Origin of the sequence: Acidisphaera sp. L21, from assembly GCF_009765685.1 — a bacterium.
Taxonomy (GTDB): Bacteria; Pseudomonadota; Alphaproteobacteria; order Acetobacterales; family Acetobacteraceae; genus LMUY01.
In genome coordinates this window covers 23106-45712 of sequence record NZ_LMUY01000152.1, presented here as the reverse complement: position 1 = coordinate 45712, position 22607 = coordinate 23106, and the positions used below count along the sequence as shown (strand labels likewise).

Below are 22607 nucleotides of genomic sequence, written 5' to 3'. Positions count from 1 at the left end.
TCGCCGCGCCAAACCTTCGTCCACGAGGAAGCCTAGCACTGCATCGGCCAGAGGTGCACGCATTTCGTCCGGCAGCCGGATGGCGGGCCACAAGATGCCCCCTCGGCCTTGAAGGTCGGCAGGCTCACGTAAGTGCCGTCTTCGGTAAGCCGCCGGGCCTGAACGCCCATGATGTCGAAGGGGGCGAACCTCATCGTCACCGCCCGCCTATCCGTGCCCGGCGCGCCGCTGGTCGGCTTCGCCAGGTGCAGGACGGACTTCGCCTGGGCGTGCTACGTGGCGGATCTCGCGGTCTGCGCCTCTTTGCATGGGTCCGGCGTCGGGCAAGGCCTGATGGATGAAATCCGGCGGCAGCTTGGCGCCGATGTCACGGTCCTCCTCATCTCCGTGCCCGAGGCCGTGGGCATCTACGAGCGGATCGGCATGGCGCTGGTTAAGGATGCTTTCTACTTTCGCCACGCGACCTAGCCCCCGGCGGCAAGTGCTCGAAGCTATTTTAGTGGACCGTGAACTCGTGCTCGCCTCGGACGTAAGGACCCAATGCCGAACGGATCGCCCGCTGTCGCGAGTGCGCTCGTCCTCATCGTCGAGGATGAGGCCCTCATTCGGATGACGGCTGCCGACGCGCTGACGGCTGCCGGATTCGAAGTCATTGAGGCCGAACACGCCGCCGAGGCGCTGGTGCATCTTGGTAAGCACGCGCGAGATATTGCCGTCCTCTGCACCGACGTCCACATGCCAGGTGAGATGGATGGCATCACGTTGGCTCATCACGCTTGCCTTCATTGGTCCTGGATCGGATTGCTGGTGGTGTCCGGCAAGGCGAGTCCGAAGGTAGGCGAATTACCGGCGCTATCGCGTTTCCTGGCCAAACCTTACGATGTAGATGTCTTGGTCACCCATGTGGGCCATCTGGCGCGCGCCTGACACGGCGCCGCATTTTGGCCACACGCTAAACCTCTGCGGTATCGCAATAAAGATTGCTAGTCGATTTGGCGACGCGTTGTCCGCGATATCTACCCCGCTGGCCGCGATTCTCGTCTCCGGGATGCCTTCGAAACAGCAGTCCCTTACGCCGGAGCTTGCCGACAACGATAAAGAAAGCAATGCATTCCCGACGTTCCCTACCCGCAAGACCATAAAGTATCCTTTGCTTCTGCAGCGCGCGATCTACTGCTCTAAACCGGCGAACCACTCCGCGTAGGGCGTGGTGCGTGCTAGACGGCAATTGCAATCGGGTTCACCGTCTGTCCACCAAACCGGTCCCCGTTCTCCCAGTTGGATCTTGGCGTCGTTGATGCGTTGCCGAGCAGCTTCCCGTGCAGTTGCGTCGCCTGCGCGCATGGCCGACCCTTTGGCGCGCCGGGCAGCCATCAATTCGGACGTCAGCAACGTCCGGCGTTCGGCAGCCAGCATCGGGTTCGTGCAGCGCCACAATCGGCCGCGCACCAAGAAATACCTGCCGTCCGGCGTGACTGGATACCGCATCGAGTCCGGCCGTCAGATGGAGGGGCCATTCGGATCCGGCGGAGCGATGCCGTCCAAAAGATCCGTCATGGCGTCGATGGTGGCCCATACCTCCTCGCCGCCGTCCCTACGCGCAAGCTGCTTGCCCAGACGTTCACCTAGCGCCTGGCGCGACCAACCCCGCATATCGGAGCGGGCTGAGTCGTAAATGACGTGATAGACAGATCGAGTGATATCGCGAGCCATGCGGCGTCAAACGCCCAGCGGTCTGGAGGTTTCACCGGACGACGTTCGACAGGTCGTCGCGCCAGTGAAAGCCGGGCCGGACGGCCCGGATTCGCATTGATTTACACAATACGGCATCATGAAACCCATGACGGCAATCGTGGTCATCGCCGGTTCGTTGGGAAGCCTGCATCCGGTCAGACGGATCCTGGAGCCGCTAACGCGCGGCTGCGCCGGGTCCGTGTTCCTCGCCATTCACATCGGACCCAAGCGAAGCGTCTTGCCGTCGCTGCTCGCGCGCCGGAACGGGCCGCCGACCGGTTTTCCGTCGGATGGTGAGGCGGTCGCCGATGGTCGTACCTACGTTGCGCCGCCGGACACCCATATGGTGCTCGAACCCGGCGTCATCCGCCTGAACCGCGGCCCCAAAGTTCACAACATGCGACCGGCTGCCGATCCGCTGTTCGTCTCGGCGGCGGAATTTTACGGCGAGCGCGTTCTCGGCATCGTGCTCAGCGGCGGCGACGGAGACGGCGCTCTGGGCCTGCGCCGGGTCAGGGAAAGAGGTGGAACCGCTCTGGTTCAGCGTCCATCCGATGCAGAGCGACCATCCATGCCGCTTCGGGCCATCTCAGCCGATCATCCCGACGAGGTTCTCTCAGTGGAGGATATCGCCCAGCGGGTTCGAGCATTCTGCTGTTGAGCCACGCAGATGCCCACCAGGCGTCGCTAAACCGCGCCAGGCCGCGCTTTGCTTTTCCAACTGAGACACTGTCGACGGGGGATTGCAGTCGGTCCTCCGAACCGACAAGACGTGCATGACTACCGAGGCGGGATCTTGGGGGTGGGCCATCTTTCAGCGGCCGAGCAATCTGGAGCTTGCAAGCCGACGGAGTGCCGTCAACGTCGTGGCTCCCGGCGCAATCCAGCCGGACTTTAAAGGCAGCATGGCGCGCGACAACCGGGATATCAACCGCCAGGTCCCCCAAGTAAGCGCACGCGGGCAGCCGGGCGTTCCCGACGACATCGGGCCGATGACTGGTTCGCGGTTGTGCGAAGACAATCGCTGGGTCAACGTTCGGCGGACCGAAGTTTACCGGCGGAATAATGAGCTAGAGGCATCCAAGCGAACCGCCTCGCGAAGACAGGCGCGGCGTCGCTGACAATATGGAAACAGGGACAACCGCTAGAAAACGGCCGTCCCGTCCCACCATCTACGTCAAAATGTATCCGCGCCGCACTCGGGCGGTTGCCGAAAGTCAGCAGAATTTGGCTGTTCTTGCATTTGGACCGGTAACGTCACCCCACGCCGACGCTCATGCCTCCATCGGCCATGACGACGGCACCCACGATGTAGCTCGCCCGCGGCGAAGCCAGGAATGCGATGACCTCGGCAATTTCCTCTGGCTGCGCGGCGCGACCGATTGGCGCACTTTTTCCATGTTCGGTCAGAGCGGCGAAGCCATCGGCATGGACCTTGTCGAGGATGTTGGTGACCGCGTCCCCCGAGCCGACGGCGTTCACGCGAATTCCGTGTCCAATCGCCTCCAAGGCAAGCGCCCGTGTCAGTTGGGCCAGGGCGCCCTTCGAGGCGGCGTAGGCGGCGATGGTCGGGAAAGCTTGGAAGCAGGCGTAAGAGCCGACGTTGACAATTGCGCCCGAGCCCTGCGGGATCATGGCTCGCATCGCCGCTCGGGCATGCAGGAACGCGCCGGTCGCGTTGACGGCGAGGATGGAATTCCAGTCGTCCAGGGTCATGTCTACCACCAGTTTGTTGATGATGATGCCCGCGTTGTTGACCAGCACATCCAGTCGACCGAACTTGCCGCGGGCGACGGCCACGGCGCGCTCGGCGCTCTCCTCCTTCGTCACGTCCGCGACGAGGGGAACGATGCCGTTACGCGCCAGCGCCTCAACCTTTGGATTGATGTCTTCGGCGATGACGAACGCACCGCGGGAGTGGAAAAGTTCGGCGGTGGCGCGTCCGATGCCTGTTGCAGCGCCGGTGACGAGCACTACTTTGCCGACCATCTCGTTAGCGAGGTTTTCCGTCATGCTGCATTCCTTTTAGTTGCGAGGTTCCGAACTTGGGCCTGGTGGCATCGCGCAAGAAGCCGCCGGAACCCGCATGCCGTGTTCAGCTTTCGACGTACAATCCTGCGCTGCGACGGGTCAGCGCTCGAAATGGCGTCTCAGAGAGATGATGAGAGCCTGCATCGCTGCGGAACGATGACGTCCGCGAGGGAAGAACAACGAGAAGCCGGGAAAACCACCGCACCAATCGACGAGCAGGGGGACGAGTTGGCCCGCTTCGATGAGCTGGCGAAGTTCGCTTTCGACCCAAAAAGCCACTCCGACCCCGGCAACGGCGGCGTCGACGGCAGCCCGCTGGTCATTCAAGACCAGAGGGCCGCTTACCGGGACCGAAAACCAAACGCCGTCTGGCTGGCGGAACTCCCAAGCATAGACGGCATCCCGACCCGGCCATCGAAACGTGACGCACCGATGCGACAGAAGGTCCTTCGGAACGACTGGGCGGCCATGGCGCTCCAGGTAGGCTGGAGAGGCGACCGGCACTTGGCGCAACTCGGGTCCCATTGGTATGCCGACCACGTCCTGGTCCAGCAGTTCTCCAAGCCGGATCCCAACGTCGAACCCACCGGCCACGATGTCGATTGTCGCATCGTCCAGGCTCAGGTCCAGCGCGACCTCTGGGTTCTCCGCAAGGAAGGAAGCCATGGCCGGTCGCAGAATCATCTCGTAACCGAGCCGCTGCGCATGGACGCGAACTGTGCCCGACACCCGGCCGACCTCCATGCGGGCACTATCCAAGGCGGCACCGATTTCTGCCGCGGCAGGCTCGAACCGGCTCAAGAGCGCGATGCAGGCTTCGGTAGGGCTGACGCTCCTCGTCGTCCTGTTGAGCAGTTGCACGCCAAGCCGGGCTTCGAGTTTGCGGATCATCTCGCTCAGCGCGGACCGGGACACCTGCATCTCCCTCGCCGCGGCGGCGAAGCTTCGCCTCTCGACGATGCATCCCAGTGCCTTTAGGGCATCGAACTCAAAGCCCTTCGTCATCGCTCAACCCCAATCGCCAGGTACCCGAAGCAGCCTTTTGCAGCCGAACGGCGCCGCTTTCCGCCTGATTGAAGGGAGAAGGAACGCCCTGCGCCGATTGGAGCGTTCGTTCGAAGCTACCCGGATGCCTGGTTATCAAATTCGCTCCGAATTGCGGCTGCTGGAGTGAATAAGAAGGAGATTCGGCGATTGCTTAGGACCGCCCCGCACTCCCCACCATTTCGCGCAACACCACATCGCGCAGGTCGTCCAATGGAAGGTCGTATTCGTTCACCCTCTCGGCACTCTCGGCGATGATCGCGTCAACGTCCTGCAGCAACACAAGCTGCTGGTAGAGATCGGCGTGCCGGATCCCCATGCTCTCGCCCAGCAACTCGATCGCGTTGATGATCTCGAAGGTTACTCCCGGGCTGTACTGGACCAACTCTCGGTGGCACGCGTGGAATACCGTCGCCAACGTGGTCACCCCGGCTGCCTCCGCCGCCGCAAACTCCTGTTCCCGTAAATGCCGCTTGAAGTCCGGCAGCACGGTTAGGCTGTTGGACATCACGCCCGCCCGGGTGACGTCCAACTCCACCAACTCCAGCCCGGGGATCGCCCCTAAGACCGCCCGCACCGCACGATTGATTGCGGGGTGCCCGGAGCGCTCATCCAGAGCCACTCGCTTCTCGACCCGATGCCGCAGCAGCGGTCGCAAATCGTCCAGCCGCTCCTCCAGGAACCCATAGAATGGATCGAAATCGAACGGCTTATCGCCGGTGGCGGCTGTGTACGTGGGCAGGTGGATCTCGCCGAAGTGGATCTGGCAACTCGGGCACCAGGACAGTATCCGCTCGGCCCCCGGTGCCGCTAGCTTGTCGATGGAGTTCAGGGCGACCCTGTTGGAGCCGGTGACATCCCCGGCGTTGAGTTGCATCACGCCGCAGCAATGCGATACGCCACCCATCACTTCGTATCGGACCTCCAGGCGATCGAGCACGTCCAGACAGATCAGCGCGATATGCGGCGTCTTCAGCAAGTTGCACCCGGTATAGAACACCACATCCGGCACCATTGCCGGTTCCGCTATCGCCCGCCGCTTCGGCGGAGGATTGATCCGCGCCAGCGCGTCAGGTGCCAGTTGCAGGCGCGAGAGCAGCTTAACCCCGCGCGCCAGCCCTGCGAATCCGGCCGCGGCGATTGTCTCCACCTCATCACCGGCGGCACGTTGCTTCAGCGTCGCGCGCGCCAGATACATCATAAACCTCGGATTGACGCCGTAATCGCAGGCGGGGATGCATTTGCCGCTCCCACTGCACACCTGCGCCCACCGCCGGGCATCCGGCGTGCCTTCGCCGCCGTGCAGCAGGTCCAACACGCCCAGCACCACGCCGGGCGCATCGCCGGTGTCGACCCCGCCGGGCACCGCCATGGGACAAGCGTCGACGCAGGCTCCGCAAGCCTGGCATGCGTCGAGGACCTCCGATGCGATCCGGCCGTTGAGAGCCGCGCCGAACGCGGCCCGACGTAAAGCTGGTGTCATCCAAATCTCCCATCCGGCTCACGTCTACCGGACTAGCGCCTTGGCCTTCAGGGCCATAAAGCGCAATCTGCGCAGGGTGCGCCGTATGACGAGCGCAGTCTAGCCGCTGTGGCGCCCGCCATGCACGGCGTCCGTTGGCCGAGGGTTGTCATCTCACCGTCGGTTAGCTCGATGCTCGGGTGACCACGTTCTCTTCTGAGATCGGCCATCGACGATGTGCCCGGGATGAGGATGATCGTAGGCGACCGCAGCAGCCACTTGGTCGACTAGACGAAGGACGCCGCCCCAATCCGCTGAAGCAGTGGAGTAGGGCGATGCCTGCCTTCAATCAAACCGAACGCGTAAGACCGCCGTCGACGCGGATGCTCTGTCCGGTGATGTAACCTGCACCATCGGACGCGAGGAAGGCAATTGTCGCGGCGACCTCGTCGGCCGTGCCGTAGCGGCCCAGCGGGACGCTCTGCCGCCGCTCCTCAGTGGCGGGTAGGCTGTCGATCCAGCCGGGAAGCACGTTGTTCATCCGGATGCCATCGGCTGCAAAGGTGTCGGTGAAGATCTTGGTGTAAACGGCAAGGGCGGCCCGGAACATGGCCGAAGTCGGGAACATGCTGTCCGGCTCGGATACCCAAGCGGTCGAGATGTTGACGATCGCGCCGCCTTTCTGCGCCTGCATGATAGGCGCGACCAGGCGAACCGACCGGATCACGTTCATCAGGTAGACGTCCATTCCCTCGCCCCATTGCTGGTCCGTTATCTCCAAGATGGGGGCGCGTGGGCCGTGGCCCGCGCTGTTGACCAGCACGTCGATCCGGCCCCACCGCGACATCGTGCTATCGACGAGGCGCTTGAGATCGTCATTGGACCGGTTCGACCCAGTGATGCCCAGGCCGCCCAATTCAGTTGCCAATGCCTCGCCCTTGCCGGAGGAAGACAGAACGGCGACTTGGTATCCGTCGGAGGCAAGACGTCGGACCGCTGCCGCGCCGATACCGCTGCCGCCTGCCGTGATGATAGCCACCTTGTCGCCCATGATTCGCCTCTTCGCTCGTTCGAAGACTGATATGGCAAGCTGGGCCGCGAACGACTATGAAGATAATCGGCGTCATCCCAGTATAAAAACTATCGCATGAACAAGCCTCGTATGCCCGCGCTGAACGCCCTGCGCGCCTTCGAGGCGGCCGCCAGGCAATCGCTTCCTGGTGGAAGAGGATTTGAAGGCCGATCGGCTGGTCCAAGCCTTCGAGCCGACGATGCGTGGCGCGTTGGACTCGTACGTCGTCACTCTCCGCAGGCCGCGCCAGCCAGCGGCGACCGAGAGCGTTCGGCAATGGCTTCTCGGGCAGCGAGACGGCCTGGCTTTCACTCAAACGGCGGCTTTTCCGATAGATCCGCCGCCGTCGACGAACAAGGTCTGCCCGGTTATGTAGCTGGCATCCTCCGACATCATGAAGGCAACCGCAGCGGCGATCTCCTCCGGCCTGGCCAATCGCCGCATCGGGATGTTTTGGAGGAAGATACGCTCGGCCTCGCTGCCAGCGGGCGTGGCGCGGCGAAACATTTCCGTCTCGACGCGTGCCCGAGAAAATCGCCCGGTGCGGTCGGCTCTCCTGCCCGGGCGAAGTAAGCAGGCGTCCCGACCACGAGCCGACGGCAGTGGCCGATTTTCCGTGCCGAAAGGTTGGAGTCCGGCAGCACCCCCATGCGCAGGGCCACGTCGATGCCGTCCTCGATGAGGTCGATGGCGCGGTCGTCCATCACCACCTCGGTCTCCAGCGCGGGGTGTGCCGCCAGGAAGGTCGGCAAGTGCGGGATGACATGGTGGCTGGCGAACGTCACGGCCGCGCAGATCCGTAACCGTCCCGCCAATCCACTGCCTGCGCCTCGCGCGGCAAGGTCGGCCTCCTCCGCCTCCTCGATGGCCCGCTTCGCCCTCTCGTAGTACCGCTGCCCGGCTTCGGTCGCCGCAAGGCCATGCGTGGAGCGGAGCATCAGCTTCACGCCGAGGCTGTCCTCCAACTGGGCGATCGTCTTCGAAATAGCCGGTTGCCCGACATGGAGTTGGCGAGCGGCCGCTGAGAACGAACCGGTGTCCAGAACCCGGACGAACGCCTCCATAGCCGCAAATCTGTCCACGTTTATTCTCCGGGGGAATTATAGTTATTGCTACAGGGAGGCTTCACTCGAAAAGCGGAACCTGACGGAAAGGCCTTGTGGCGCTCCGGCGGCGATAACGTTCAGTTGCCTCGCTGAACGGTGCCCTCGATCATGGTAAGGCAACTTGGATGACGGTGGCGTCGGCTTTGCGCTGATACGCTGCGTGGGCGTCGCAAAAGGCCGAAAATACGAAATCAGCGGGATCTGATGCCAGCCTTCGGCAAAGTTTCACGCTTTTCAGCGTTACCTACCTCACTGGCTGCATTTGCCAAGGGAACGACCATGTTGAATACCGGCCCGCCAAACGACCATCTGATCGTCCGCTCGTCAGGGCCATACAACGCCGAGCCGCCCCTTGGCAGGCTGCGTGCATCGATGCGGACGGCGCAGCGCGACCTCTACGTCCGCAACCATGGCAACGTCCCGCACCTGGACGCCGCCAACCACAGGCTCCGCGTCGTAGGCCGAGTTTCAACGCCCTTGGACCTATCGATGGCGGATCTTCGGGGAAAATTCTCCGAAACCACCGTGACGGCCGTCATGCAATGCGCCGGGAACCGCCGGGCCGACATGCAGTCAGTTCGGCCGACGTCGGGCGACCCGTGGGCACCGGGGGCAATTGGCAACGCCGCGTGGACCGGCGTGGCTCTTGCGGAGGTCCTTCGGGCCGCCGGAGTGACCAACGATCCCTCGCTGCATGTGGCCTTCGAGGCCTGCGACGAAGTGGACATGCCGGACGAGGGCCGGTTCACCTACGGCGCCTCCATTCCCGTGGTCAAGGCGTTGTCGCCGGAGGTGCTGCTGGCCTACGCCGTGAATGGGGAGCCGCTCGCGCCGGAGCATGGCTTCCCCCTCCGTGTCGTCGTTCCAGGCTTTGCGGGGGTGCGCAGCCCGAAGTGGCTGAGCACCGTTACCGTGCAGGATCGCCCATCCGATAACCACATGCAGCAGCGGGACTACAAACTGCTGCCGCCCGACGTGACAGCGGAGACGGTGGATTGGGACAAGGGCATGACGATTTACGAAATGCCCTTGAACGCGGCCATCTGCGAACCCGCACTACATGCCAAGCTGAGAGCGGGGCCATCCATCATACGGGGCTACGCCGTCGCAACGGCGCGGGAGGTCGCGCGGGTCGACGTGTCGTCCGACGGCGGTCGGACGTGGGTTCAGGCAGTCCTGGATCACGATGTCCAAGCACCGTGGAGTTGGACATTTTGGTCGGCTGAGATCGACTTGGCGGTGGGAAAACACGAGCTAATCGCGCGGGCATGGGACTCCGCCGGGCAAACCCAGCCTTCGCTGCCGGACGACACCTGGAACTTCAAGGGATACCTTAGCGCAGCCTGGCATAGGGTGCGCGTTTCCGTCAGTTGACCGGGTCGGGTCGGCTCATGGTCGCGGTCATCTTGCCCCTCGTGCCTCAGCGCGTTCCGGCTTGCCGTTGTTCTGCCCGGCGCCGGACTAGGCTGGCGCGACCGTTTTGACTGGCCTGCCCCTCGGGATGAAAGCGTTACCTATCCTCGGCGGGCTGCGAGTTCCCCGAATTTTTCCTCCTACGACACTCTTATAAGACCTAGATCCGACTGCACGTAATCAGCTTGGCTGACTGCACGAGTGGGGTACACCCGCCTCGAAGGCGGTCAGGCGTGCGGCTCGAAGCCTCGACTTTGACTGGGGAAGAAGTCGTCGACCGCATCGCGTACTGCCTGCGCCACGACTCTGCGATGCGCTTCCCGCCGCATCAAGGCCTCGTCCCGCTTGTTCGAAAGAGATGCAATTTCCAACAAGACGCTCGGGATCCCGAGTGTGGCCTTCGTGGCCCAAGGATTGGGGTACGCCTTCGTTCTGTCATTGGCGCCAACCTGCGGGTGGACGGCGGGTCGGTCGCAACCATCTGGCCGATAACGGGCAAGCAACCCGGCGGGCCGCCCCGGGTTGAGGCGGCATCAGAAGGAGAACTCCAATGCCGCATATCTCCACCGCCGATAGTGTCCACATCCATGTGAAGGATGCAGGGACTGGAAAGCCCGTTGTCCTCATCCACGGCTGGCCGCTGACAGGGGACATGTTTGAATACCAGACACTGGCGCTGCTCGAAGCCGGGCATCGCGTCATCACATATGACCGCCGCGGCTTTGGACAGTCCGGCCACCCGGTCGGTCCCTACGAATACGATACCTTCGCCGCCGACCTGGATGCCGTGTTGACCAAGCTCGACGTCACCGGGGTCACCCTTGTTGGCTTTTCCATGGGCGGCGGCGAAGTCGCCCGCTACCTGACGCGCTATGGTGCCTCCCGTGTCGCCAAGGCGGTCCTGGTGTCGTCCGTGGTTCCCTATGTCTTGCGGGACGACACGAATCCGGACGGCGTCGACCCTGCCATCTTCGAGACGATGAAGGCGCAGATCCGAGAGGATCGGTTCGCCTTCCTACAAACTTTCGGCAAGCAGTTCTACGGTGTTGGCTTGGTGAGCCGCCCCGTCAGTTCAGCCCTTTTGGAGTGGACGTTCCAGCTCGCCGTGATGGCCAGCCCGAAAGCGACCCTGGACTGCGTCGACGCCTTTTCCCGGACGGATTTCCGGCCCGATCTGGCTTCCTTTACAATGCCGACGCTAATCGTCCATGGGGGTGACGACGCCACGGTTCCCACCGGGACCAGTGGTCGCGCCGCCGCTCGCGGCATCCCGCACGCCACGTTCATCGAATACGAGGGCGAGCCGCACGGGCTGCACGCAACGGCTCCCGGCCGCCTGAACCACGACCTGCTCCGGTTCATCGCAGGATAATCCATGTCCCGGCGGCCTTGGGATGTCGGTCCCAAAGCCGCCGTCCCCTGGTTCGAGCATCCGACCTGGGGAGGATACTCAAAGGTTCGGGTTGGCGAGCAGGTAAAACATGCCGCCTGCCACCAGCATGGTGACGGGAAGCGTGAAAACCCACGCAGCCCTATGCGCACCAGCATTCCGGTCTGCACGCCCTGTCCGCCTGCGATCATGGTGCCCGCAACGCCGGACGTGATGATGTGCGTGGTGCTTACGGGCAATCCCGTGAGGCCCGCCGTCCCGATGAGGGCCGACCCTATCAGTTCGGCACTGGCGCCTTGGCCGGGGGTCATGTGCGCCTTGCCCAAGCGCTCCCCGAGGGTTCGCACCACCCGCTTGTAGCCAACCATCGTTCCCGCGCCGAGGCAGAGCGCGCTGAGGACCCGCACCCAGATCGGTGCGTATTGCACGGGCGGCCCTATTTCTTTGCGCAAACGGGCGGCGGTCGCTTTGGAGGTGCCGTCGGCAACGGAGGACTCGGCACGTGCTTCATCTCGCTCAGCACGGAGTAGACATCGTCCAGAAATTGGGACTTGCGCGCCCGCTCGGCAGCACCGCCGTCGCCGGACGGGACGTCGACATCGGGATCATTGGCCGGGCTGTGGTCCATCTCCAGCGCACCTTCCTCCGCCTTCAACGCCGCCGCCTCTTCGGGATACACCCCGAACCTGGCTGCAATGTCCGGCGCGCATCGGAGCAGGTCCGGTCGCAGCTTCAGCAGGGAAATATCCTTGGACTTGCCTTCCAGCATGATGTCGAATTCCATCCCTTCGGCATCCCGCATGAAGCGTGCGAACTCGAACGGGTTGGTGAAATCGGCGTGATCGGTCCATATCGGCGGTTCGCTGACGCCAACCTCGCCGCAGAACCTTCGATGGTCAATTCCACACCTGCCGCCTCGTCACGCAGGCGTTGCGCCTCGAAGGCGGCCTTGAAGGCAACGTCGTCCAGCTTGAGACGACACAACCAAAGTCACATTCGCCAGCCAAACTCACTTAGGCAAGGTAATCTAAATGCACACCGCCACGATTTGGTAGATTCGCTCTGATTCACCGCGGGTTTTTACCTAAAAACGCTCTCATTAGCGGCGGGAGCGCCGCCTGGGCGGGCTGAGTGCCGCTATCATTGACTTGCACGACGACGCCCGGCGTGTTGGCTATAACCCAGCCCAGAACGCCTCGTGTGAGTCGCCTGGCGTACTTGCAGCACTGGTTGCCGTGTAAGCAGTTGGCAAATTGGATTGCTTTGCAAGCGACCTAGCTATTGGTTGCTCCGGTATCCGGGCCGCCATCAGTGGCGCCGCCTTGCGACGCTTCTGTGTTCTGCCGATCGTCCGTCGGGCGCGACTTCGGCTTGGGTTTTCCGTCCGCTGCGGCGCTCGACGAGCCCTCTGAAGCCCGGATCTTGTTCACGGATGGATCGTCTTCTACCGAGGTCGAGACCCGGGCACCTGCGTCAGGACTGATTGTCATTTCTACTGAAAGCTCGAAACCCCTCGGAGTTGCAGGTCCAGGTCATAGGCGGCGATGATCCTGGCACACGGTCCCGTGAACATAACAGAGCGCGATCCTATGCGGCGAACGCACTCCTGAGGTCAGCCCGGTTCCGCGCCCATGCCCACAGTGCGGCCGGTTTGTGTGTCGCCTATGGATTCCAGGCAGGCACGGTGGGCTACGCGGCCGTAGATGTAGGAAGGACCGCATACGGTCACGAGAAACGGCAGATGTCCCCCGCTTATGCCGCCTGCCGCCCTTACCTCAGCTACCATCCTCGGCTTGGCCAACTCGCTGCCTGCAACGCAGGGGAAATGGTCATGTGGGTCTGAATACTGGGCTAGGCGAGCCGGACACCCTCGACTTTTGGGAACGCAGCCGCCTGCTTTCCAACGTTCGTCCACCGGAGATCCTTTGCTGTCAGGCCTACTCCGGCGCTGTAGGCGTTCCATGACAGGATCATGAAGGCAAAGCGCTCGACCATAGATTCACGGGTGCCGATTGCAGCGTCGACGCCCCGTATCAGACGCTCCCGGAGGATGTATGCAGGGTCGCTCTTGCCGCTGCCCACGCCGCTGGCAAGCGTCTCCAGCCAATCTTGTAGCTTTTCCTTGCCCGATGTCCGTGAGGCCATATACGCGGTGGTTAGCAATGGGGTCGAACGGACGCCACGGGGGAACCCGAGCCCGGCGACCTGTTTGCCAACGGCTTCAAAGCCTGACCAGCGCTGATAACTCTCGTCGACCTCGGAATTGCTGACGAACTCCCGGATTGAGTCAGGCAAGCCGCGTCGGTAGAGGATGAGTAAGCGGACTGCTGGTGCGATAGATGACCCACCTGCCACACCCCTAATAGCCAGAACATCGCTGCTGGTACGGCTGGCCCCCGTGTTTGTCTTGCTGAAAACCTTGCGCGCAATGCCGAACCGGACATCAAGGTCCAACGTCGCGTCGGCCTCAATGATGGCTTGAAGTCGGTGCTGGCCGTCATTGAGCACGCCTTCGGCACTTAGAATGATGGGCTCGCCAGTATTCTCGAACTGGCCGGACTGCATCTGAGCCACCAAACGGTCGATCTTGCGGCGGTTCAAGGGACGGTTGCCAGTGTTCAAAGCCAGCAGACTGGCCGCAAGCTCTTTGTCGAGCCAAAGGGTCTTGGTGCCGTAGTAGCTGGATACCAGCTCCTGAAGCTCATGCGGTGCAAGCCGCTCGGCGTGGGGGTTTGGAAGAGTCTCGACGGGGCCGGTCGGGCGGCGGGTCATGGAAGAACCTTGATGGTGTCGCGGGATAATGCGCAGCACCAACCCGCCGCGCAATAACTTATCAAAAGGCAGAAGGCCTCGTGGACGGTGAATACCAACGCTCAGTGCCCTCAACACACGGCCTGCAGGGTTGACGAGTACGGGACGGGGCAAGTCCCCACTGGACGGGCAATCAACAGGAGTATGGAGCCGGAGGACGGCGTGGCTACGCAGCCGTAGATGTAGGGAGGACCGCGTACGGTTCATAGAAGCTCTGGATTTGGGCTGCTCTTGCTCCCTCCTGGGGCCTTCCTCTCGACCAAAAGCCGGGGGGCCGCGGGTGCTTTGCTGCCGCCCGTCTTGGCCGCGGGTTGCTTTTGGCGCGTTTTGGTCCTTGCTCTTTCAATGGGCTGCAGCCCACGCTCAGCCAGTCCCCGATCAAGGCATTACAGCAGGAACTCGTGGACTGAAAGGTGCTGCGCATAGGCCACCGACTGCAGGCGCTCCATCTCGGAGGGAAGCAGGTAGAGGGTCGTCCCGCGCGTGACGGCTTTGAGACGGCTGGATCCATCGGCCTGCGCCAACGCCGCCTTTCGATGCCTTTGCGGAAGGCTGCGCACCGGGGCCGCGGGCACCGATGTCCTGGTATGGATCAATGCTGTATACAGAAGCGGCTCCAGCAACCGGGATGCCAGCCACCGAACCACCGGCACCGCTACGCCGTCACCTGTCAACCTGGCGGTACGCGCCACGCTGCTGGGCAGCTGGTAGTCTGATGGCAGGCCCATCATCCGCGCGAGTTCAAGCTTGGTAAATGGACGGATAGCGACATCATCTCCCATGACCCGGCACAGCTGCTGGTAGCGCAGGTCGGCTTTGCCCATCAGGCAGCCCGCCACGCCGTCGAGGCGGAAGGCCAGCGAGCGGCCCTGGCCACCAGCTGCTGGGCGAAGGACAACCGTACCGTATGTTTCGGCGCCGCTGCACCTGATTGCTTGCAGCCGCCGGGCGTCGGCTGGACTGACAGTTGCGATGAGTGAACTGACATTGTCGGCTGACCGCCAGCGCAGGTTGTGGCTGCCCACAGGCTCGACGACATCTGCCAACCTTGTCAAACATGCAGGAGGCGCAGGCAGACGCCACCAGATCCAGGCCGCCGCTTCCCGGGACCGCAGCATACCGGCGGCACGCACGACCGAGGGCGGGTGCAGGCGTGCGATGGGCCTCGGTGCCTCCAACGACCGCGCCACGGGCAGGTCTTTGCGGATGGCGACAATCAGCAGCCGCGGCCGGGATTGGGGCACGAAACTCAAGGCGTCCAGCACCAACGCTCCGGCACGGTATCCTGCAGAGACCAAGCTGGTCACAAGCGCCACCAGGTCCCGGCCTTTCCCCGCTGATGCGAACGCCAGCACATTCTCGAAGACGACGATTGGTGGTGCGTCGCCGCAGTTGCTGGCGGCGTGCAGCAGGCGGGTTACCTGAAAGACCAGGCTTCCCCTGGCACCGCTGAAGCCCTCGCGCTCTCCGGCTGTGGAGTGGTCTTGGCAAGGAAAGCTCGACCACCACACATCCGTTGGTGGCACCTGCCCGCTGCGGACAAGGCATATGTCTCCCACCAGCAAGCCGTCGCTGCCGAAATTGCGTTGGTATACCTCGGCCTTCCATTGCTCGATATCGTTCGCGAAGGCACAATCCCACCCTGGCCCGAAGCCCAGGCGAGCCAGTCCGCCGCCCGCAAAGAATTCAGCAAACCGGTAAGTCAAGCGCCAGCCGCCGCCCCTCGGTGCGCGGACGCCGCCGTTGAGCAATGGCTGGCTATCGGGTTGTGGAGGAGCACTTCAGCCCGCGTGGATCACGGGGCCACGCTCCATTCGACATCCTTCAAGGGAGCAAGCAGCATAGCGGCATCCGTTTTCCTTGCCCCGACTTCTCCGGGCAGATTGAGTGGGAGCGCCGAGCCGGGGCAATGCCCCAGGGCAACGTTGTCGTGCACGTGTGACCTGCACGCTACGTGAAATGACAGTGCCCGGCTCCCGGTCGACGAGGGTAAAGGAAAACGTGATTTGGACGACTCGGCGGGCCTCTGAATCCATGGGCCGAACGCTCTGAAACGGACCCGCGAATTCCAGTCAAACACTCTGAATCGAGGCTGGGCCGCTTATTGCGCGTTGCCCGGAAAGCCCTGGCGCTGACCCAGGTCCAGCTAGCAGCCCGCGCCGGGTGCAATCCCCGCAGCGTGTGGGCTGCCGAACTCGGCCAAGGCCATGCTGGCATCTACCTGCGGCTGGCTGCGTGCTGCGGCATGGAACTCGCCGGGCGCTCATTGCCACCCGGCGACAGTCTCGGTGCGAGGCTGCATATCCTACGAAAGAGAATGCGCCAGAGCCGTCGGGAACTCGCCATTCTGAGTAGCGTCAGTCAAGCCGCCATTGCCGACATCGAGGCCAATCGGCCGGGACACCTGGCCATCCTGGAACGGCTCGCTGATGGTCTTGGTGCCGGTCTGACACTGGTGCCCGCCGGACAGGCGGCAAGCTTCTTCTCCATGGCTGCGATATCATCCGGTGTCGTTGATTGGGCGTCACCCCCCGAAATCCTCGCGAAGCTCTACACTGTGATTGGCGGCGGCTTCGACCTGGATCCTTGCGCCGCGGTCCGGGGGCGCAGCAAGGTCCGGGCACGGGTCCACTATGATGCTGACGATGATGGCTTGGTGCATCCCTGGCCTGGCCGGGTCTATATGAATCCTCCCTATGGCCGCAGCATCGGTCAATGGACGGCCAAGGCCGCATTCGAGGTCGCCTCGGGCCGCGCCAGCCTGGTTGTAGGCTTGGTTCCGGTACGGTCTGATACACAGTGGTGGCACGCGTCGATCGCCGGGCAAGCAGATGCGTGGCTCCTGAAAGGAAGGTTGTCGTTTGGCAGCGGGCAGAATCCAGCCCCGTTTGCCAGTGCGCTGATACTGTGGGGAGCAACGCCTGTGCACCGAGCGCGGATGAGCCAGGCATTTGCGGACGCGTGGCACGTGCCAGCCGCATACACCGCGGCGGCCGCAGATGAATGGAGGCTTGCGGCGGATTGAGGCCATCTCGCCCGGCAATCTTGGACGACGGGATTGCTTCGACAAACTCTGGAGTGATGCGGGGTCGGGAGCACCGCCTCATCGGGCGTTCCAACGCCTTATGCGCCTACAGGTGCCAAGCGTCAGTCACGCTCTCAAGTGGTCGGCATGTGGCCCTCCCGGATTTTGTCGCACGGTCAATTCGGGCTTGAATTGCAGCAGGCTCTCGGTTATGTGGATTTTGTGATGAGCCAGCAACAACTCCGCACTGCGGCCTGCCTTGCCCGACCCGGGATATCCGGATCGGCGCGGGACGGAGTTTGCCCACTGGGTTAGGCCCGTTCCTGCGCCATGTCTGTCGCTCCACAGCGAGCGACGAGCGGACATTCGCGGGAGCCAACCTTGTCGCAACTTGTTTCCATTCTGCGCGAGTATTTGCAGCGCTCCGATGCATTCTTCACCTTCTGGGTGTTGAAGCTGAGTTGGGCGCACGTCGTGAGCACCCCGCTCGGCACTGCAGCAGACCATCCGCAATTTGCTCATCCCAAGCTGCCGCCATGCATTGGGGAGAGTTGTTGCAGCGGCAAAAAGGAACGGCAGGCCACACCGCACCGGGGGCGTCATAAGGGCGATGGTCCTAGGACGGGAGTAGCATGCGCGGGGATAGCAGCCGGGCACTGAAGCTTTGCTCCTGTCCTGCCATTTGCACCAAGGTCATCATTATGCCGCGCCCCGCCAAGCACAAGGCCGTCGCTAGCAGCATGCCTGAGCCAAACAAAATGATTCCTAACGGAGTTCCCGAGCGCCTGCCCTCGGAGACACTGCTGGACCCGGCCTCGCTCGTCGCCCGATGCATGATGCGGCGCATGTTGGCATCACTCGATGGTGTCCATCCGCCAATTGGCTCGCCTGGGTCAATGGTCCTGGTCCGCCTGCCGTCTGTTGAGTGGGCCGAGTTGGCGCGCAAGGCGTGGAGCGACTTCCTCTACAATGGAGTTGAGGGGGGAGAGGGAGATTTGGGAGGTGCGTTTTGGCGCGGACCGTGGATCGCATTCGTCCGCTCTGAAAACGGCGGCCAACATCGTGGGCGCCGCGAAGATGGCGACAACGCCGTTGCAGACGCGATGTGGACTGGGCTTTCGGTCGTGGGGTTCAGCCCAGACGCTTCGTGGCTACCCAGGGATTTGGTCGACTTCGCCGATCATCGGCTTGACTTCGGTCCCCTCACAGCTGCCGACATTGCCGAGGCAGCTTACATGCTGGCAGGCCACAGACCCGCGTCGATCCTGACAGATGCAGAGGCGGCCGCGGCTACTCCGCGCATCCTGCGTCTCTGCCGCCGCCCAGACCAAATGGCGGATGACTATATTGGCAGGCTGCGTTCAATGCTGGCCCCGCTCCTTGTGCTGCCCGATGCCGCGATCGGCACTCCTGACAGTCCGCGATCCACCCCGACACTGGACCGCTTGCACGGCATGGACGAACTGGTGGAGTGGGGCATGGGCCTGGCGCGTGACCTGGAAGCTTACAGGAAGGGCGAGATTGCCTGGGCGGCCGTGGACAGTGGATGTCTCGTGTCCGGGCCGCCCGGCTGCGGGAAAACTCTTTTTGCCCGAGCATTGGCGGCAACGTGCGGAGTGCCCCTGATTATCGGTGGATATGGTTTGTGGCACAGCACCGGCGGCACGCATCAAGGCGACCTGTTCAAAGCCATGCGCCGATCGTTTGCGGACGCCAAGGATCAAGCTCCCGCCATCCTCTTCATCGATGAAATCGACTCCTTCTCCGACAGGGCAACATTGCGCCATGAGTGGGCAAGCTGGGAAATTCAGATCGTCAACCAGCTTCTGAGTGAGATTGACGGTGTGTCAGGTCTGGAGGGTGTCGTCATACTTGGCTGCTGCAACCATCCCCACAAACTAGATGCGGCACTGACGCGGGCTGGCAGGCTTGGGCGCCACATCCGTGTAGGCCTGCCAGATACCGCAGGCCTCGAGCGCATCCTGCGTGAGCATCTGGGGGCAGACCTTGGCGAGGTGTCCTTGAGCGGATTGGCGCTGATGGCGGCTGGGTCTTCGGGAGCGGATTGCGAGATGTACGTACGCTCGGCGCGGCAGATTGCCCGGCAAGCCGGACGCCAACTGCAGTTGGAGGACCTCGAGGCAGTTCTCGGTGGCGCGGGCATGACCGACGCTGAAACCTGGATCGCGGCAATCCACGAGTCAGGCCACGTAGTGGCCACCCTGCAGTTGATGCCTGGGACCTTGGATGCCGTGTCCTTACGCTCCACGGCACGCGGCAGCGGCGGAGTTGTCCTGGGCACGCCTGCGGGGCCATGGTTGTCAGCAGACACATTGCATCGGCGGCTCGTGTGCATCTTGGCGGGGCGGGCGGCAGAAGAGCTGTCATTCCGTGCGCCTTTTTCGGGTAGCGGAGGCCCGGCGGCGAGTGATCTGGCCCAGGCGACGCTGCTCGCTGTCTCCGGCTGCAGCGCCTACGGTTTCGACAGTGAGGCTGGCTTGCTGTGGATCGGCCTGGCCGATGCCCAGACGCTGCCCGATATCCTGGCAGCTGACTCAAGCCTGGCAGTCCGTGTACGCCGCATGCTGGACAAGGCCTACCACGATGCGCTTGAGCTCTTGGCGAAACGGATGAGTGCCTTGCAGGCGCTGGCATCGGCATTGGTCCAGCGCCGGGCCTTGGACGGCAAGGAGGCCGCAGCGATTGCCGAGGCGCATCCCGCATCGGCGGCAGAAGGCGGGCAAGAATGAGCGTCGTCATCATCGACTTCGAAGCCAGCTCATTGTTGCCGGAGGCTTTCCCATCGAAATTGGTTGGATATTGGAGGACGGCAGCGGTGAAAGCCACCTGATCCGGCCTGCGCCTCAATGGCTGGACCAAGCGCGCGGTAATCCGGGCTGGAGCCCTCGAAGTGAGCGGTTCATGGGATTACCCTGGAAACCTTGATGAGCCAGGGCAGAGCCGCCGAAGATGTTGCCCGGCGGGCAGCCCAAGTGCTCTGCCCGCTGACAGTCCTTGCATGCTCCGATGCCCGAGCTTCGACTCCTACTGGTTGGATAGGCTGTTTGGCGCAGGCGGCATGCGAGCAAGAGTCCCCCTCACCGATGTCCACATGCTCTATCGGTGGGCCTGCCGTGACCTGGCCAGCTTGCTGCCTCCATTGAGTGCGCCCGGCCGCGAAGCTGCCGAGCGCAGCCTCGAACGCCTGGCGCAGGATATCGTCGTCCACGCACGGAATCCGAGGGCGGAGCCCTCCGAACCCGGCATAGGGCGCTGGAGGACGCACGCGGCCTCTGGCGGATCAGGAGGGCCATCCAAGAGGCAGTGCAGCAGCATCTGCGAAAGTTTGGCTTATAGAGTGTCCCGCTTTGACCCTGGCGTGAGTCGCATTACGGACCGAGCAAGGCAACGCATGGCGTCTGGTAAGAGCGGCTCCTCATGAAGCGAGTCTTGTTTGATGACAGGGATGGAGGCAGGCCAGGAACTTAGCAGCGCGACCGGACAGTATTAACCACCTGGGCTTGCATGACATCAGTTCGAAAGCTGCGCTGTCATCCAGCCACAGCATCGAATGTGCATATTGCCGGGCGTTGCCGGACGCTGAGCCCGGCACCTACCGGCAGAGCGGTCTTGCGGCCGCCCTGCCAAATGGAAGGTGATTGACTCACCTGCTCAAGGGAAACCTCTCCTCGGTGCCTGGATGGCCACCATCAACAACAGCCAGGTAAGGAGTTGATGGCCGGACAGCGTATTCAGGTGGCCGATGCGGGAGCATTTTCCCGTAACTGGAGCGCCATCCGGTGGTCGGAGCCCATCGTTTCGCAAGCGCTTCTCCCTCCCGGACAGCATTCAGCAGCGGCACGCCAAACGACGCAACCGCGGCAACGACCTGGGACAGCTCTGGAGGCCGTGCAGTGGGCGCATGGTCATCAACCCAGTTACGCCAAGACCGCTCGAGTTTGGGAGTGACGAAGTCTTCCGAGAAGGCAGCCTCCCAGTAGCCATCCCGGCGCTGGACGAAGCGGTGCGCATCGCGGCCAGCGAATGTCTGATGGATGGCGTCGAGGAGAACGTGTCCGTGGAAGCTATACCTGCGGGACAGGACCCAAAGGTCATAGTAATCGCGCACGCGGGTGTTATCCCGGCCGAATTCGGCCATGACGGCCAGCTTCTCGGCAACAACGGTCTCCCTTGGATAGGCATGGATACGGAAGGATGGAAATCCCGGCAGCAGCGAGGGATACCAGAGCACATCAGGTCCGGGCGTGATGGCATGTCCAAAGCCCAGGTCGATTTTCAGGGTGATGTGGGCGCTGCCCAGCCTGGCAGGCAAGAGAAGGCGCAGCCCGGCTAGCCTGCTGCCAACCAAGGGTTTGAACCGCGCCTCAGCTACAACGAAGTACAAGCCATCATCATCCCTGGACGCAGCAGCGACGGCGAGCAGGATGTCGCAGATCCTTACCATGTCGGTTTCGTAGCCGTGCAGATCGACATCCAGCGTGCTCCGCATGAGGTCACCATGCCAGAGTGTGAAGACGTAGGCGCCTTTCAGGACGAGCCGACTGGCATGCTCCGAGGCTGAAAGCCTGGCCAGGAACCGCTCCGCCGTCCACCGCGCGAGCGCATGGTCCGTCGTGACACCGCGCTCTTTGGCCACAGCCCGCAGCCGGTTCAGGATGCCTTGCGCTTGCCCGTTCATGACGCCCTCGCCACAACTGCAGTCATACGGAGCATCGGTGCCAGCTTCTTGCGCAAGCCCAATGCTTCCGAAATTGCCAGGAGGTCGCCCATGGCACGCCCGGACCCATAGTAGTCCCGCAGGCACTCCATTGCCCGATCTTCGCCCACCGTGGCCGACATCCGCATCATATCAATCACGGTGCGGGCCGGATTTGTCATCCGCACCTCGACCCCAGAGATTGTGGTAGTGTCGACCCCAACCTCAAAAGGCAGCGTTCCTCGCCAGCGGACATAACGGATTGGCGGCCACTCCACCACTGAAGGGGTAGCCGCATGAGGAATGGCGACCCAGGTGCGGGTTGAGGTTTCATCGCCCAGACCGTGCTCGGCCGCCGCGCTGTGCAGGCAGATTACACCCTGAGGGACCCTGACCAAGGCTTCCGCGAGGTGGATGCCAGCCACATGCTGTGCGCCGGATCGTCGGTAGACGCCCCGGGACACACGTTCAACAACTCCCGCCAGCACAGCGTGCCTGACAGTGCGCGTCGATACACCTGCTTCACTCAGACTGGTCATCCGCCAAATCCCTTCGTCCGACAGTAACTCCAAAAGCCGCTCGAGCTGCGTCATGCAGCCCTCCGGGACCGTAACCTCGTTCTCCTCCCGAGTCGAGTCCCTGGGAGTAGGTTTAGGTCATCGGGAAAAGTCGGTTTGGCGGGATGACTTGCGAACCATCCCGAGCGGTGGCCGCCAGGCCTCATAGGTTCAGCAAACGGACCGGTTAACTTTTGGCTGGCGACCTTTAAGTTTCTGGGAGATGACATCAGCAGCAATGGCCT

At 62.9% G+C, this 22607-nt stretch carries 19 protein-coding genes and 1 pseudogene; 7 read left to right on the top strand and 13 right to left on the bottom strand.

What is annotated here, in order from left to right; all coding sequences use genetic code 11:
* Positions 1-168 precede the first annotated feature (168 nt).
* Both GSQ76_RS29700 and GSQ76_RS29695 read left to right on the top strand, forming a co-directional pair.
* Positions 169-468, top strand: coding sequence for a GNAT family N-acetyltransferase (locus GSQ76_RS29700; protein WP_158747696.1), 300 nt, complete (start codon positions 169-171; stop codon positions 466-468).
* A 72-nt stretch (positions 469-540) separates the two neighbouring features.
* A complete protein-coding gene (locus GSQ76_RS29695) occupies positions 541-927 on the top strand; it encodes a response regulator (protein ID WP_158747695.1) in 387 nt (128 codons plus the stop codon).
* 573 nt (positions 928-1500) lie between these two features.
* Here GSQ76_RS29695 and GSQ76_RS29690 read toward each other — a convergent pair.
* Positions 1501-1713, bottom strand: coding sequence for a hypothetical protein (locus tag GSQ76_RS29690; RefSeq protein ID WP_158747694.1), 213 nt, complete (start codon positions 1711-1713; stop codon positions 1501-1503).
* A gap of 127 nt (positions 1714-1840) precedes the next feature.
* Between GSQ76_RS29690 and GSQ76_RS29685 the strand changes: the two genes are divergently transcribed.
* Positions 1841-2395: a chemotaxis protein CheB gene (locus GSQ76_RS29685; protein WP_158747693.1), complete on the top strand. Its 555-nt coding sequence runs from the start codon at positions 1841-1843 to the stop codon at positions 2393-2395.
* 596 nt (positions 2396-2991) lie between these two features.
* On the opposite strand, the gene GSQ76_RS29680 is transcribed toward GSQ76_RS29685, so the two are convergent.
* The 6 genes from GSQ76_RS29680 to GSQ76_RS29655 form a co-directional block, all read right to left on the bottom strand.
* Complete coding sequence (locus GSQ76_RS29680; protein ID WP_158747692.1) at positions 2992-3747, bottom strand: SDR family NAD(P)-dependent oxidoreductase; 756 nt, start codon at positions 3745-3747, stop codon at positions 2992-2994.
* A gap of 117 nt (positions 3748-3864) precedes the next feature.
* A complete protein-coding gene (locus GSQ76_RS29675) occupies positions 3865-4770 on the bottom strand; it encodes a LysR family transcriptional regulator (RefSeq protein WP_158747691.1) in 906 nt (301 codons plus the stop codon).
* Positions 4771-4963: 193 nt separating this feature from the next.
* A complete protein-coding gene (locus GSQ76_RS29670; RefSeq protein ID WP_158747690.1) occupies positions 4964-6292 on the bottom strand; it encodes a (Fe-S)-binding protein in 1329 nt (442 codons plus the stop codon).
* Between the two features lie 328 nt (positions 6293-6620).
* Entirely contained in the window at positions 6621-7322 is a 702-nt protein-coding gene (locus GSQ76_RS29665; RefSeq protein WP_216851351.1) for an SDR family oxidoreductase, read from the bottom strand.
* Positions 7323-7655: 333 nt separating this feature from the next.
* The gene (locus tag GSQ76_RS29660; RefSeq protein ID WP_272482696.1) at positions 7656-7808 is read right to left on the bottom strand and encodes an SDR family oxidoreductase; all 153 of its coding nucleotides are present in this window, start codon (positions 7806-7808) and stop codon (positions 7656-7658) included.
* On the bottom strand, positions 7736-8407 hold the full coding sequence (locus GSQ76_RS29655) for a LysR family transcriptional regulator (protein WP_272482695.1): 672 nt from the start codon (positions 8405-8407) through the stop codon (positions 7736-7738). The genes GSQ76_RS29660 and GSQ76_RS29655 overlap by 73 nt, the downstream gene beginning before the upstream one ends.
* Positions 8408-8728: 321 nt before the next feature.
* Between GSQ76_RS29655 and GSQ76_RS29650 the strand changes: the two genes are divergently transcribed.
* Both GSQ76_RS29650 and GSQ76_RS29640 read left to right on the top strand, forming a co-directional pair.
* Entirely contained in the window at positions 8729-9823 is a 1095-nt protein-coding gene (locus GSQ76_RS29650; protein ID WP_158747689.1) for a molybdopterin-dependent oxidoreductase, read from the top strand.
* Between the two features lie 589 nt (positions 9824-10412).
* Positions 10413-11234, top strand: coding sequence for an alpha/beta fold hydrolase (locus GSQ76_RS29640; RefSeq protein WP_158747687.1), 822 nt, complete (start codon positions 10413-10415; stop codon positions 11232-11234).
* A 221-nt stretch (positions 11235-11455) separates the two neighbouring features.
* Here GSQ76_RS29640 and GSQ76_RS32245 read toward each other — a convergent pair.
* From GSQ76_RS32245 to GSQ76_RS29620, 4 genes and pseudogenes are all read right to left on the bottom strand, one after another.
* Positions 11456-11620, bottom strand: a pseudogene (locus GSQ76_RS32245) (inorganic phosphate transporter); the annotation flags it as partial.
* Between the two features lie 68 nt (positions 11621-11688).
* Positions 11689-12036 (bottom strand): hypothetical protein, encoded by a 348-nt coding sequence (locus GSQ76_RS32240; RefSeq protein WP_254070708.1) that lies wholly within the window; start codon positions 12034-12036, stop codon positions 11689-11691.
* A 1067-nt stretch (positions 12037-13103) separates the two neighbouring features.
* Complete coding sequence (locus tag GSQ76_RS29625; protein WP_158747686.1) at positions 13104-14024, bottom strand: hypothetical protein; 921 nt, start codon at positions 14022-14024, stop codon at positions 13104-13106.
* A 425-nt stretch (positions 14025-14449) separates the two neighbouring features.
* Positions 14450-15769: a DNA cytosine methyltransferase gene (locus tag GSQ76_RS29620; RefSeq protein ID WP_158747685.1), complete on the bottom strand. Its 1320-nt coding sequence runs from the start codon at positions 15767-15769 to the stop codon at positions 14450-14452.
* A 539-nt stretch (positions 15770-16308) separates the two neighbouring features.
* On the opposite strand from GSQ76_RS29620, the gene GSQ76_RS29615 reads away from it, so the two are divergent.
* Together GSQ76_RS29615 and GSQ76_RS29610 are read left to right on the top strand one after the other, a co-directional pair.
* Positions 16309-17088 carry a DNA N-6-adenine-methyltransferase gene (locus tag GSQ76_RS29615; protein WP_256367037.1) on the top strand — a complete coding sequence of 260 codons (780 nt, stop codon included), beginning with the start codon at positions 16309-16311 and terminating at the stop codon, positions 17086-17088.
* Between the two features lie 632 nt (positions 17089-17720).
* Positions 17721-19838 carry an AAA family ATPase gene (locus GSQ76_RS29610; protein ID WP_158747683.1) on the top strand — a complete coding sequence of 706 codons (2118 nt, stop codon included), beginning with the start codon at positions 17721-17723 and terminating at the stop codon, positions 19836-19838.
* A 914-nt stretch (positions 19839-20752) separates the two neighbouring features.
* On the opposite strand, the gene GSQ76_RS29600 is transcribed toward GSQ76_RS29610, so the two are convergent.
* Both GSQ76_RS29600 and GSQ76_RS29595 read right to left on the bottom strand, forming a co-directional pair.
* Positions 20753-21787: a nucleotidyl transferase AbiEii/AbiGii toxin family protein gene (locus tag GSQ76_RS29600; protein WP_158747682.1), complete on the bottom strand. Its 1035-nt coding sequence runs from the start codon at positions 21785-21787 to the stop codon at positions 20753-20755.
* Positions 21784-22398, bottom strand: a complete 615-nt coding sequence (locus GSQ76_RS29595) for a type IV toxin-antitoxin system AbiEi family antitoxin domain-containing protein (protein WP_158747681.1) — start codon at positions 22396-22398, stop codon at positions 21784-21786. The genes GSQ76_RS29600 and GSQ76_RS29595 overlap by 4 nt, the downstream gene beginning before the upstream one ends.
* Positions 22399-22607 lie beyond the last annotated feature (209 nt).

Excerpts from the sequence above, each read along its gene's own strand:
- GSQ76_RS29700 (WP_158747696.1), top strand. The coding sequence starts at position 169 with ATGATGTCGAAGGGGGCGAACCTCATCGTCACCGCCCGCCTATCCGTG.
- GSQ76_RS29695 (WP_158747695.1), top strand. The coding sequence starts at position 541 with ATGCCGAACGGATCGCCCGCTGTCGCGAGTGCGCTCGTCCTCATCGTC.
- GSQ76_RS29690 (WP_158747694.1), bottom strand. The coding sequence starts at position 1,713 with ATGGCTCGCGATATCACTCGATCTGTCTATCACGTCATTTACGACTCA.
- GSQ76_RS29685 (WP_158747693.1), top strand. The coding sequence starts at position 1,841 with ATGACGGCAATCGTGGTCATCGCCGGTTCGTTGGGAAGCCTGCATCCG.
- GSQ76_RS29680 (WP_158747692.1), bottom strand. The coding sequence starts at position 3,747 with ATGACGGAAAACCTCGCTAACGAGATGGTCGGCAAAGTAGTGCTCGTC.
- GSQ76_RS29675 (WP_158747691.1), bottom strand. The coding sequence starts at position 4,770 with ATGACGAAGGGCTTTGAGTTCGATGCCCTAAAGGCACTGGGATGCATC.
- GSQ76_RS29670 (WP_158747690.1), bottom strand. The coding sequence starts at position 6,292 with ATGACACCAGCTTTACGTCGGGCCGCGTTCGGCGCGGCTCTCAACGGC.
- GSQ76_RS29665 (WP_216851351.1), bottom strand. The coding sequence starts at position 7,322 with ATGGGCGACAAGGTGGCTATCATCACGGCAGGCGGCAGCGGTATCGGC.
- GSQ76_RS29655 (WP_272482695.1), bottom strand. The coding sequence starts at position 8,407 with ATGGAGGCGTTCGTCCGGGTTCTGGACACCGGTTCGTTCTCAGCGGCC.
- GSQ76_RS29650 (WP_158747689.1), top strand. The coding sequence starts at position 8,729 with ATGTTGAATACCGGCCCGCCAAACGACCATCTGATCGTCCGCTCGTCA.
- GSQ76_RS29640 (WP_158747687.1), top strand. The coding sequence starts at position 10,413 with ATGCCGCATATCTCCACCGCCGATAGTGTCCACATCCATGTGAAGGAT.
- GSQ76_RS32240 (WP_254070708.1), bottom strand. The coding sequence starts at position 12,036 with ATGGAATTCGACATCATGCTGGAAGGCAAGTCCAAGGATATTTCCCTG.
- GSQ76_RS29625 (WP_158747686.1), bottom strand. The coding sequence starts at position 14,024 with ATGACCCGCCGCCCGACCGGCCCCGTCGAGACTCTTCCAAACCCCCAC.
- GSQ76_RS29615 (WP_256367037.1), top strand. The coding sequence starts at position 16,309 with ATGGAACTCGCCGGGCGCTCATTGCCACCCGGCGACAGTCTCGGTGCG.
- GSQ76_RS29610 (WP_158747683.1), top strand. The coding sequence starts at position 17,721 with ATGCGCGGGGATAGCAGCCGGGCACTGAAGCTTTGCTCCTGTCCTGCC.
- GSQ76_RS29600 (WP_158747682.1), bottom strand. The coding sequence starts at position 21,787 with ATGAACGGGCAAGCGCAAGGCATCCTGAACCGGCTGCGGGCTGTGGCC.
- GSQ76_RS29595 (WP_158747681.1), bottom strand. The coding sequence starts at position 22,398 with ATGACGCAGCTCGAGCGGCTTTTGGAGTTACTGTCGGACGAAGGGATT.